This is a genomic window from Flavobacterium sp. (assembly GCF_031363805.1).
Classification (GTDB): Bacteria; Bacteroidota; Bacteroidia; order Flavobacteriales; family Flavobacteriaceae; genus Flavobacterium.
In genome coordinates this window covers 1-13,311 of the sequence record NZ_JANLVD010000129.1, presented here as the reverse complement: position 1 = coordinate 13,311, position 13,311 = coordinate 1, and the positions used below count along the sequence as shown (strand labels likewise).

Here is a 13,311-nt window from a genome sequence, read left to right as displayed (position 1 = left end):
AAATCTAATTGAAGATGTCCAAAAGAAAGAAAATGTAAAACTTGGAAAAGCAGTCCAAATAGCTTTAAATCAAGTTGTTGGAGCTTATGCCATTTGTGTTTTTGACAAACAAAAACCAGACGAAATAGTTGTGGCAAGATTGGGAAGCCCTTTGGCTATTGGAATTGGAGAAAATGAATTTTTTATCGCTTCAGATGCTTCCCCTTTTATAGAATATACTGCCAATGCAATATATCTGGAAGATGAAGAAATGGCTATTGTAAGATTGCACAAACCCATGAAAGTTCGTAAAATAAAAGACGATTCGTTGGTTGATCCTTACATTCAAGAGCTTAAAATGAATTTGGAGCAAATTGAAAAAGGTGGTTACGATCATTTTATGATGAAAGAAATTTATGAGCAACCAAGTGTAATAAAAGATACGTATCGTGGTCGTTTGCATGCAAATACTGGATTAATTAAAATGGCAGGTATCGATGATAATATCGAAAAGTTTGCCAATGCACAACGTATATTGATAGTGGCTTGTGGAACTTCTTGGCACGCAGGTTTAGTGGCTGAATATATATTTGAAGAGTTTGCTAGAATTCCTGTAGAAGTTGAATATGCTTCAGAATTTAGATATAGAAACCCTATTATAAATGATAAAGATGTTTTAATTGCAATATCTCAATCAGGAGAAACTGCCGATACACTTGCTGCTATAAAATTAGCCAAAGAAAAAGGAGCTTTCGTTTTTGGTGTTTGCAATGTAGTTGGATCATCAATATCTAGAGAAACCCATGCTGGAGCTTATACTCACGCAGGACCAGAGATTGGCGTAGCATCAACCAAAGCTTTCACAACACAAATTACAGTTTTAACCATGATAGCACTTCGATTGGCAAAAGCCAGAGGAACGCTTTCAAACTCAGATTATCATAGATACTTATTAGAACTGGAAATGATTCCTGAAAAAGTAGCTGAAGCATTATCTACAAATGAAAAAGCAAAACAAATTGCTTCCGTATTCAAAGACGCGACCAATTTCCTGTATTTAGGAAGAGGTTATAATTTCCCCGTTGCACTTGAAGGAGCTTTAAAATTAAAAGAAATATCCTATATTCATGCAGAAGGATATCCAGCCGCAGAAATGAAACATGGTCCAATTGCATTAATCGATGAGCAAATGCCCGTTGTAGTTATCGCTCCAAAACAAGGTCACTATGACAAAGTGGTTAGCAATATTCAAGAAATAAAATCAAGAAGTGGAAAAATAATAGCTGTTGTTACCAAAGGTGATACACAAGTTCGTGATTTAGCAGATCATGTCATTGAAATACCTGAAACATCAGATGCACTATCTCCACTTTTAACAACCATTCCTTTACAATTATTATCATATCATATTGCAGTAATGAGAGGATGTAATGTAGATCAACCCAGAAACTTAGCAAAATCAGTAACTGTGGAATAAACAAAAAAACATTTATATTTTTACGAAAAGCGAGATTTTATCTCGCTTTTTTATTTTTTAACAAATTTTTTTGTAATTTGCCCTCATAAACCAAAAAAATCAAATCGAATGAGAATGTACTTTACTATTTTGATCTTGTTTCTTTGCGGACTTTCATATGCGCAAAATACAATTTCAGGAAGGGTTACTGATGTAGCCAGCCAGCCAATTCCAGGCGCCAATGTAAAAATTGTAGGAGAATCAGCAGGTGCTGTGACAGATTTTACAGGAGAATTCAAAATAAAAACCACGAAAAACTATCCTTTGGAGATAGAGGTTTCTATGTTGGGATTCGCCAATAAAAGTGTTCAATTAACAGCCAAAGAAGAAATGGTTGTCATTGTTTTGGCTGAAGAGTCAACAACAACTTTGAATGAGATTGTAGTTTCAGCTTCAAGAGCACCAGAGAGAATTTTAGAATCTCCAGTAACTATTGAGCGAATGGGTCTCAAAGAAATTAAAAATACCACAGCGCCTTCATTTTATGAGGGTTTAGAAAATCTAAAAGATGTTCATTTCAATACCAGTAGTTTTTCTTTCAAATCTATAAACACTCGTGGATTTGCAACAGTTGCCAATACACGTTTTATGCAGTTGGTTGACGGAATGGATAATTCATCACCAGCACTAAACTTCGTATTGGGAAATCTAATTGGTATATCTGATATAGATGTTGCTAGCGTCGAGGTTTTGCCAGGTGCGTCTTCTGCACTTTATGGAGCTAATGCTTTTAACGGTATTATGTTTATGAATAGTAAAAACCCGTTTACTAAAGAAGGTATTTCAACTTATTTTAAAACTGGGCAAACTTCACAAGTTGCAGCAGGTGATAATGCATTTTATGATTTCGGAATTAGAGCCGCAAAAAAATTCTCAAGACATTTTGCTGGAAAAGCAAATTTTTCAGTACTTTCTGCAAGAGAATGGATTGCTTCTGACGACAGAAATGTAGTTGCTGGTGGAGTGACCAATGGAAATGTTGGTCATGCAACAAATCAAAATTACGACGGTCTTAATTTGTATGGAGATGAAGTTACAACTTTTGTTCCCAATGTAGGTCAAGTAAGTAGAAATGGTTACAGAGAACAAGATTTAACAGATAACAAAATTAAAAGTATAAAAGCAGATTTTTCATTACATTTTAGACCTTTTGACAATGATTTTGAAATTATCTTACAACATAAACTAGGGTTTGGTAACACTATTTATCAAGGTGCAAACAGATATGCATTGAAAAATTTCTTTATGGATCAATCTAAATTGGAAATAAAAGGTAAAAATTTCTTCGCAAGACTCTATGCTACTACAGAAACAGCAGGAGATTCCTATGATATGCGTTTCGCTGCTTGGAATGTAAACAGAGCTGCAAAATCAGACACCAACTGGTTTACAGATTACGGAAGAGCTTACGGATTGTCAAGTGCTACAATAATTTCTCCAACAACTGGACAATTATTAAGCCCATCTGAGGCGGCTACATATGCTAGAACATTTGCAAACACAAATCAATCCCCAGGACTAAATCTTACTCCAAATATTGATCCATCAAATCCAAATGCACCTAGAAATGCAAGATTTGAACCAGGATCACCAGAATTTAAACAAGCTTTAGCAACTGTTATTGCTGATGATGATTTTACAAAAGGCGCAAAATTTAAAGACCAATCTAAATTATACCATACAGATTTAAATTATAATTTAAAAGATTTAATTGACTTTGCAGAAATTCAAGTTGGAGGATCTGGTAGAAAATATATTTTAAATTCAGAAGGTTCTATTTTTACAGATTACGATGGTCCAATCGAATATAGCGAATACGGAGTTTATACTCAGTTGCAAAAGAAATTTGCAGATGACAGAGCCAAGTTTACAGGATCTGTTCGTTATGATAAATCAAAAAACTTTGATGGCAGTTTTTCTCCAAGAGTGTCTTTGACTTATGCAGCTGGAGCTAATAAACAACACAATTTAAGAGCTTCGTTTCAAACAGGCTTCCGTAACCCTTCAACGCAAGATCAATATATTGGTTTAGATTTAGGACCGTTTGCACTTATTGGATCTGCTCCAGAAAATTTAGACAGATACGTAGAGACTAGAAATGTAAGTACTGCTGGACAATTGGCTGGAAACCCAGCTACAGTAACTTTAACTGGACAAAATGCATATAATAATTCTTACACCTCTACATCTGCGGTGGCATTTGCAGCTTCAGGTGATGCTTCTAAATTAGTCGTAGCCACTCCTGGATTAGTAAAACCTGAAAAAGTAAAAGCAATAGAATTAGGTTACAGATCTATAGTTGAAAACTTTTCAATAGACATCAATGGTTATTATAATATTTATAATGATTTCTTAAACACTGCCAATGTAATAACTCCGTATTATGGTACTGCAGGAACAGCCTCGGGAGTTTCAGCATTAGCAAATAAAGATACTAGAACTTACCAAGTGTACACAAATTCAAAATCTGAAATCAAATCATTAGGTTTAGGGGTTGGAATATCAAGAAGAGTATATAAAACTTTCGAATTAAGTGCAAGTTATAATTATTCTCAATTTGATTTTGACCAAGCAAGCGACCCTAGTTTTGAAGCTGGTTTTAATACTCCAAAACATAGAGTAAAGGCATCGTTAGGAAACGACAGATTGTTTAAAAATTTCGGTTTCAATACAAACGTTAAGTGGAATAACGAATATTTATGGCAATCTTCTTTCGTAGATGGAATAGTTCCAGAAAATGTAGTTTTCGACGCACAAATAAATTATGCAGTTCCTATTTTAAAATCAGTATTTAAATTGGGAGCAGCAAACTTAGGAGGTAAAGATTATATTCAAGTAGTTGGTGCTGGAGCCATTGGGCAACAATATTATGCTTCTTGGACTATTAATCCATAAATTCAAATACTAACTTTTAAGATTCAAAAAATGATAAAAAATATAAAATGGTTACTTATAGCATCAATTAGCTTGGTAGCGTGTAATAAAGATGATGAAACAGTTGTCATTGAGCCAGAAGTTCCAGTAGTTGCTGGTTCAGCCAACTTTTCAAAATATGTAGCATTAGGAAATTCGCTAACGGCGGGATTTAGTGATAGTGCTTTATTTAGAGAAGGTCAAAAAGGTTCTTACACTAACATTCTTGCCACACAATTCAAACTTGTTGGTGGTGGGGCGTTTAAAATTCCTTTTATGAATGATAATGTAGGAGGTTTATTATTTGGAGGCAACCCAAATCCAGCATTTGGACCAAGATTTAGTGTAAACGCTGTAATAAATAACAATCCTATTATTGGACCTATTGTAGGTGGCATTTCAACAACAGAAGTTTTCAATCCTGCCATTTCAGCAGCAGGTCCATACAATAATATGGGAGTTCCTGGTGCAAAAAGTTTTCATTTATTGGCTCCAGGATATGGAAGTCCTGCTGGATTAGGCACTAATCCTCCAACTGCAAATCCATATTTCGTTCGATTTGCTTCGAGTGCAACGACTTCTGTTTTGGCAGATGCAATGGCACAAACACCAACATTCTTTTCGCTTTGGATTGGAAATAATGATGTTTTAGGTTATGCATTATCCGGAGGAGATGGATCAAACCCAATTACTCCATCTGCTGGCGCGCCAGGTGTAGGTTTTGATGCTACATATACAGCATTGGTAACAACATTAACTTCTGCAGGCGCAAAAGGTGTTATTGGAAATATTCCTTATGTAACAACTATTCCTAATTTCACTACTGTGCCTTATAATCCTATTACTTCAAGTCTTTTGGGTGGAGGAAATACAACTGTTGGCGATGGTACTATTGATGCTTTGAATACAAGTTTGTATGGTCCATTAAAACAAGTATTAACTGCCCTGAGTGCTGGAGATAGAATAAACTTATTATCTAAAACTGTTGCAAATCCATTACTTATATCAGACGAATCATTGCCTAATTTATCTGTACAGATAACAACTGCATTTACACCTACTTTAGGAGCAGCAACTGCGGGGGCTTTTGGTGCGATATATGGTCAAGCAAGACAAGCAACTAAAAATGACTTAGTATTGTTAGCTACTAGAGGTGTTATTGGTTCATCAAATCCATTGGCTCCTGCATCTATAAATAAATTCGGAATTAGTTTCCCCTTAAGAGACAAAGATATTTTGGTTCCAACAGAAGTTGCAGAATTAAAAACTGCAACTGATGCATTTAATGTTACAATTAAATCACTAGCTACCTCAAAAGGACTAGCATTTGTTGATGCTAATGCATTATTAAGTCAAGTGGCAAATGGTGGTGTTCGATTTGGACAATATCATTTATCATCTTCTTTCTTGGTGGGTGGTGCTTTTTCTCTAGATGGTGTTCATCCGTCTCCAAGAGGTTATGCCTTAATTGCCAATGAATTCATGAAAGCAATTAATGCCAAATATGGTTCTACTTTTAGACCTGTAGATTTAGGTAATTATGCTATTCAGTTTCCAAAAGTTATAGGAAATAATAATCAATAATTTTTATTAAAATATATCAAAACCATCAATTTTAATTGGTGGTTTTTTTGTTAAATTCAGATTCCTAATCGACTCAAAAAAATTCGTTTTAAACAATCAAATTTTTTTATAAAAAAATATTGATTGTTTATTTTAAAAAAATTATCTTTGCACTCTGAAAATAGACATATTTTCTTCAAACTCAAATAGCTATTTAATAAATACATAAGCATGTCAAAAGTAATAGGAAAAGTTGCTCAAATCATTGGACCAGTAGTTGATGTAGTTTTTAACGGTAAAGACGTTGAACTTCCAAAAATTTATGATTCGTTAGAAATCACTAAAAAAGACGGAACACTATTAGTATTAGAAGTACAATCACATATTGGTGAGAATACAGTTCGTACCATTTCTATGGACTCCACAGATGGTTTAAGTAGAGGTTACGAAGTTGTAGGAACTGGAAATCCAATCAAAATGCCAATTGGACCAGACGTTTACGGACGTTTGTTCAACGTAATTGGTGATGCCATTGATGGTTTAGCAGAATTGCCTAAAACTGGAGAAAACGGAATGTCTATTCACCGTCAGGCTCCAAAATTTGAGGATTTATCTACCTCGTCAGAAGTTTTATTTACAGGTATCAAAGTAATCGATTTAATTGAACCATACTCAAAAGGTGGAAAAATTGGATTGTTTGGTGGTGCTGGTGTTGGTAAAACAGTTTTGATTCAGGAATTAATTAACAACATCGCAAAAGGTCACGGTGGACTTTCGGTATTCGCAGGAGTAGGTGAAAGTACACGTGAAGGAAATGACTTACTTCGTGAAATGTTGGAGTCAGGAATTATAAAATATGGCGACGATTTCATGCACTCTATGGAAAATGGAGGATGGGATTTGTCTAAAGTTGATATGCCAGGGATGAGAGAGTCAAAAGCCACTTTCGTTTTTGGACAAATGAATGAGCCACCAGGAGCGCGTGCTCGTGTAGCACTTTCGGGGTTGTCTATCGCAGAATATTTCCGTGATGGTGCAGGTTCAGATCAAGGTAAAGATGTTCTTTTCTTTGTTGATAACATTTTTCGTTTTACTCAAGCGGGTTCTGAGGTTTCAGCACTTTTAGGTCGTATGCCATCAGCGGTGGGTTACCAACCAACATTGGCTACCGAAATGGGTGCTATGCAAGAGCGTATTACCTCAACTAACAAAGGTTCTATTACATCTGTACAAGCAGTTTATGTTCCTGCAGATGATTTAACAGATCCAGCACCAGCAACAACATTTGCTCACCTTGATGCAACAACTGTATTGTCTCGTAAAATTGCTGAATTAGGTATTTATCCAGCAGTGGATCCATTGGATTCTACTTCAAGAATTCTTACTCCTCAAATTTTGGGTGATGAGCATTATGATTGTGCACAAAGAGTGAAAGAAATACTTCAAAAATACAAACAATTGCAAGATATTATTGCAATTCTAGGTATGGAGGAATTATCAGAAGAAGATAAATTGGCCGTTTCAAGAGCAAGACGTGTACAACGTTTCTTATCTCAACCTTTCCACGTTGCAGAACAATTTACAGGATTAAAAGGCGTTTTGGTAGACATAAAAGATACTATCAAAGGATTTAATATGATTATTGATGGTGAATTAGACCACTTGCCAGAAGCTGCCTTTAATCTAAAAGGAACTATCGAAGACGCTATCGAAGCAGGAGAAAAAATGTTAGCAGACGCTTAAAATGAATTACGAATTACGAATTACGAATTATAAACTCGTAATTTGTAATTCGTAATTCGTAATTTTAGAAATTATGATTTTAGAAATAGTATCACCAGAAAGATCTTTGTTTAAAGGAGAAATCAATTCCATCACACTTCCCGGAGTAGATGGTAGTTTTCAAATTTTAAACAACCACGCTCCAATAGTTTCGTTGCTTCAAAAGGGAAATGTAAAAATAAATGCAACGAATTTTCATTTTAATAAAGATGTTGTGCCGTTTTTTACCAAAATCGATGAGCAAAATTATTCATTGCCCATATTGTCTGGAACTATTGAAATTAAAGAAAATAAAGTAATAGTTTTAGTAGATTAAAATAATTAGTAAAAAAAGTTTAAAAAGTCATACAGTGTGTGACTTTTTTTTTGGAGCTAATCCAGCTATTCGTTACAATCTTTTTTGCAATTTTACACTTCGACAAGCTCAGTGTGACAAATTGCAAAAAAGGATTTTCACTGCTATCTGGGCTAAAAATAGCAACACAAATTATCATTATATTTTTAAATTCATAAATTTACACCATGAATTTTCCAAATAACCTTTCCTTAAAACTACAAACTCGAAAGCAAGAGAATGCTTTTAGAAAACTGTCATTACCAAATGCTTTAATCGATTTTTCATCAAACGATTACTTAGGATTTGCAAAATCAGAATCAATTTTTAATGAAACACATCAATTTCTATTAGATAAAAATATAAAAACAAATGGTGCAACAGGTTCCAGATTGCTATCAGGAAATCATATTTTATACCAAGAAACAGAAAATTTTATTGCCAATTTTCACCTTGCTGAAACAGCCATAATTTTCAATTCTGGTTATGATGCCAATGTTGGGTTTTTTGGTTCTATTCCTCAACGAAATGATATTATTTTATACGACGAATTGTGTCATGCATCCATTCGGGATGGCATCATAATGTCAAATGCCAAATCATACAAATTTAATCACAATGATTTCGAAGATTTAGAGCAGAAAATTAAAAATTTAGAATTAAAAATTAAAAATATCGAAATCTATATAGTTACAGAATCTATTTTCTCTATGGATGGCGACACGCCAAATTTTGAAGAATTAATACAAGTTTCGGAGAAATACAATTGCCTTCTAGTTGTTGATGAAGCACATGCTTTGGGCGTTTTTGGTGAAAAAGGAGAAGGATTAATACAAAGTTTAGGATTGCAAAATAAAATATTCGCTAGGATTATGACATTTGGGAAAGGTCTGGGTTGCCACGGTGCAGCTATTCTAGGAAGTCAGGATCTTAAGGATTATTTAATCAACTTTGCAAGAAGTTTTATTTACACCACAGGGTTATCGCCACATTCAGTAGCAACAATTTTAATGGCCTATCATCAATTGCAATCGGAAAAAGAAACCATCGAAAAACTTCGTCATAATATCATTCATTTCAATCAAGAAAAGAACATATTAGGATTAAAACCACTATTTGTGAGAAGTAAATCTGCGATTCAATCTGCCATAATTCCTGGCAATGAAAAAGTAAAAAACATTGCCAAACAATTGCAAGAAAAAGGTTTTGATGCCAAAGCCATTTTGTCGCCAACCGTTCCTGAAGGTCAAGAAAGATTGCGAATTTGTTTGCATAGTTATAATAGTGAAAAAGAAATTTCGGATGTATTGGGTTTGTTGAGTAACTTTGTGTTTTAGCCACAGATAACGCGGATTAAACGGATTTTAATTTTAAATAAAAAATAATGAGTGAAATTTTACATAAAGAATTATCAGAATCAATTTTAAAAGTTTTTTACGAAGTTTATAATGAACTTGGATACGGATTTCTTGAAAAAGTATATCAAAATGCAATGTATTTCGAATTGAAATCTAAAGGGTTTAAAGTGGAAGCTCAAAGACAAATAAAAGTGCATTATAAAAATGTCTTGGTTGGTGACTTTTATGCAGATTTGCTTATTGAGGATTTAATAATCTTAGAATTAAAAGCTTGTGATCATTTGGTAAAAGCACACTATAGCCAAACTTTAAACTATCTAAAAGCAACAAATATTGAAATAGGATTATTATTAAATTTTGGAGAGAAACCAGAAATAAAAAGGCTTATTTTTACAAACAACAGAAAAGATTAAAAATCTGCGCAAATCCGTTTAATCCGCGTCATCAGTGGCTAAAAATATGAAACTATTTATAACAGGAATTTCAACCGATGTTGGTAAAACCATTGCTTCCTCAATCATTGTAGAAGCTTTGGAAGCAGATTATTGGAAACCAATTCAAGCAGGCGATTTGGATATTTCAGACAGTCACAAAGTGCAATCATACTTTTCCAATACTAAAAGTCAAATTTTTGAGAACAGTTATCAGTTAAATACTCCTGCAAGTCCACACCTTGCGGCTCAAATTGACGGAATTACCATCGATTTAAAAAAAATTATTGAACCAATTACCAAAAATCATCTTGTGATTGAAGGTGCTGGCGGACTGTTTGTGCCATTAAATGAAACAGATTGTATTATTGATTTAATAAAACCTGATTACAAAGTAATAATAGTATCACGCCATTATTTGGGTAGCATCAACCACACTTTATTGACTATTGAAGCATTACAAAATAGAAATTTGGCAATTGGCGGCATTATTTTTTCTGGTAAAGAAAACAAATCAACCGAAGATATCATACTGAAAAAAACCAACATCAATTTCATAGGAAGAATTGACGAAGAACCTTATTTTGACAAAAATGTAATTGCTGCATATGCAGATTTGCTTAGAGAAAACTTGATTAAAATGTAACTTACATTTATTCGATAAAAAAAATCCGCTTCTTTCGAAACGGATTTTAAAAACTAATTTATTTCATATTACCTTCTGTTCATATAGATAGAAACATAGTACAACAATGTAGCTATAGATCCTAAAGCCGCAACCACATAGGTTCTTGCTGCCCATTTTAATGAATCTTCGGCACCAGCATATTCGGCTGGATTGAGCATGTTTTTGTTTTTTAGCCAAGCCAAAGCACGATTACTCGCGTCATATTCAACAGGTAAAGTGACCAATGAAAACAAGGTTGTGGCTGCAAAAATTATAATTCCAATTAATAGTAATTGCGGAAAAGTTCTAATCATTAAAATTCCGGCCAACAAAATCCATTGCATATAATTTGAGGCAATATTCACTACAGGCACTAGTTTTGAACGCATGGTCAACCATTGGTAAGCTTGCGCATGCTGAACGGCATGACCACATTCGTGTGCGGCAACAGCTGCTGCTGCTGCATTTCTTTGATTGTAAACCGCTTCGCTCAAATTTACCGTTTTGTCTGTCGGATTATAATGATCGGTCAAACTTCCAGGTGTCGAAATGACTCTTACATCTCGAATACCATGATCTGCCAACATTTTTTCTGCTATTTCCTGTCCAGACATTCCATTTTGCAACTGCAATTTAGAATAATATTCAAATTTACTTTTTAGTCTTGAACTGACTAACCAGCTGGCCAACATAATTGCTCCAGCTAGTATGATATAACTTATTCCCATTTTTATTTGATTTTAAATTGATTGATAAAGTTATCAAATTAATATCAAATTGTAAGCCAAATATTTTGAATGTCAATTTGGCATTGATATATGCGTTTTAACTTTACTACTATCCGCAAATCGCACTATCTTTAATTGCGAACAAAAGGTTTGCCACGAATTACACAAATTAACACAAATTTCTATTCATTATCTTAAAAAATTCGTGCTAATTTGTGTAATTCGTGGCTGAAATAATAATTTATCATTAGTTACGGAGAGTCATAACTGCTTTTTTATCCTACCAAATTAATTACTTTTCCAGTAACAATTATTATCTTTTTGGGCATATTCCCATCGAGTTGTTTGATGGTGCGTTCGTCTTTCATGATGATTTCTTCAATTTGGGCTGGCGTTAAATCCAAAGGTAAACTAATGGTAAAACGCATTTTTCCATTGAATGAAACTGGATATTCTTTGTCGGATTCCACCAAATATTTCTCGTCGTAAATAGGAAATGCTTCTTCAGAAATTCCTTTGTAATCTTTTAATTCTTCAATTTTTGAATCTTTCAATCTAAACCACAATTCCTCAGCAATATGTGGCGCATAAGGCGAAATTAAAATAGCCAACGGTTCTAAAATAGCGCTGTCGTGACAATTTTGTGTTTGCAACTCATTCACGCAAATCATAAACTGACTTACAGAAGTGTTGAATGAGAAATCCTCAATATCTTCCGTTACTTTTTTAATGGTTTTGTGTAACGATTTTAAGTTTTCTTTTGAGGGTTCGTTATTGGTAACAATCAATCCATTATCATCAAAATACAAACGCCATAATTTCTTTAAAAACCCAAAAACTCCTGTAATTCCTGCTGTATTCCAAGGTTTCGCCTGTTCTAGCGGACCTAGAAACATTTCATACAAACGTAAAGTATCTGCGCCGTATTCATTACAAATATCGTCTGGATTGACTACGTTGTATTTAGATTTTGACATTTTTTCGATTTCACGGTAACAATAAAATTTATCATCATCACTTTTAATGAAGAATTCTTTCTCAAATCCTTTAACTTCTTTGACAAATCTGTCAATATATAACTCTCCTGTTGTATCATTGATTAAATTAATTGGAACCGGAAACGGTCTTTGTGATATATTATTTGCAATACCAATACCTTCTTCTAACTTTTCAATCTTTTTTATTTTAATAGTTTCTGTAAGAATATTGCTAATATTAAATCCTAGTTCGTTTAATTTATTTAATATTTTACCTAAATCATGTACTTCGAAAGGAAAGACATCATTACTTTTTAAAAGAAATTTTTGCTTTCCAATAAACATTGTTTCAGATATCACTTGATAATTATCAATCTTCATTTCAAATTCGACAAACCAATAAAAATATTTTTCATTTACATTTACAAAGCAGTCAAGTAAATCATTACAAAATTCATCGAAATCTTCATAATATTCTGGCTGCACCATTAATGCTTTTTTTATATCATCAAAAATTAACTCTTGGTAATTCTGCTGGCATTTTTGAGAAATTGGATATTCTCTTTTGATAATTCTAATTTTAAAATTTGAATTTTTTAATATTTCCGGTATGGAAATCTCATAATTATTAATAGTGAAGTATGCAGAATTACCCAAAATCATTCCCTGATTAATCAATTTTTTAAAGGGTTCTTCCATAGGTGCAAATCCTTTATCTTTTAAAAATTTGTTCCAAAAACGAGAATACAACAAATGTCCAGTCGCATGTTCGCTTCCGCCAATATACAAATCGACATTTTGCCAATAATCGAGTGCTTCTTTACTCGCAAATTCATTCTCATTGTGCGCATCCATATAACGCATCCAATACCACGAACTTCCCGCCCAGCCTGGCATCGTGTTGAGTTCTAATGGAAATATAGTTTTGTTCTCGACTGCGCTCGAACTGACAACTTCATTGGTTTCAATGTTCCAAGCCCAAACCGTTGCATTTCCTAATGGTGGTTGTCCATCTTCGGTGGGTAGATATTTCTCGACTTCTGGCAGTTTGATTGGTAAATGT

Annotated in this window: 10 protein-coding genes; 8 read left to right on the top strand and 2 right to left on the bottom strand. The window is 33.7% G+C overall.

All coding sequences use genetic code 11. The annotated features are described in order from the left end of the window. The 8 genes from glmS to bioD all read left to right on the top strand — a co-directional run. On the top strand, positions 1–1,456 hold a 1,456-nt coding region (gene glmS, locus RMN92_RS07740), incomplete at its 5' end, for a glutamine--fructose-6-phosphate transaminase (isomerizing) (RefSeq protein WP_309608893.1). A 108-nt stretch (positions 1,457–1,564) separates the two neighbouring features. Next, positions 1,565–4,390, top strand: coding sequence for a TonB-dependent receptor domain-containing protein (locus tag RMN92_RS07735; protein WP_309608891.1), 2,826 nt, complete (start codon positions 1,565–1,567; stop codon positions 4,388–4,390). Between the two features lie 30 nt (positions 4,391–4,420). Continuing rightward, complete coding sequence (locus tag RMN92_RS07730; RefSeq protein WP_309608890.1) at positions 4,421–5,992, top strand: G-D-S-L family lipolytic protein; 1,572 nt, start codon at positions 4,421–4,423, stop codon at positions 5,990–5,992. 210 nt (positions 5,993–6,202) lie between these two features. Then, positions 6,203–7,714 carry a F0F1 ATP synthase subunit beta gene (atpD, locus tag RMN92_RS07725; protein ID WP_309608889.1) on the top strand — a complete coding sequence of 504 codons (1,512 nt, stop codon included), beginning with the start codon at positions 6,203–6,205 and terminating at the stop codon, positions 7,712–7,714. 73 nt (positions 7,715–7,787) lie between these two features. Further along, entirely contained in the window at positions 7,788–8,069 is a 282-nt protein-coding gene (locus RMN92_RS07720) for a F0F1 ATP synthase subunit epsilon (protein WP_309608888.1), read from the top strand. 206 nt (positions 8,070–8,275) lie between these two features. Then, positions 8,276–9,424: a pyridoxal phosphate-dependent aminotransferase family protein gene (locus tag RMN92_RS07715; protein ID WP_309608887.1), complete on the top strand. Its 1,149-nt coding sequence runs from the start codon at positions 8,276–8,278 to the stop codon at positions 9,422–9,424. A gap of 47 nt (positions 9,425–9,471) precedes the next feature. Continuing rightward, positions 9,472–9,858: a GxxExxY protein gene (locus RMN92_RS07710; RefSeq protein WP_309608886.1), complete on the top strand. Its 387-nt coding sequence runs from the start codon at positions 9,472–9,474 to the stop codon at positions 9,856–9,858. Between the two features lie 46 nt (positions 9,859–9,904). Then, a complete protein-coding gene (gene bioD, locus RMN92_RS07705; protein ID WP_309608885.1) occupies positions 9,905–10,522 on the top strand; it encodes a dethiobiotin synthase in 618 nt (205 codons plus the stop codon). A 68-nt stretch (positions 10,523–10,590) separates the two neighbouring features. Here the strand turns inward: bioD and RMN92_RS07700 are convergent, their stop codons facing one another. Then, entirely contained in the window at positions 10,591–11,271 is a 681-nt protein-coding gene (locus RMN92_RS07700) for a zinc metallopeptidase (protein ID WP_309608884.1), read from the bottom strand. Between the two features lie 275 nt (positions 11,272–11,546). Beyond that, positions 11,547–13,311, bottom strand: a 1,765-nt coding sequence (locus RMN92_RS07695; RefSeq protein ID WP_309608883.1) for a class I tRNA ligase family protein, incomplete at its 5' end; no start/stop codon positions are given.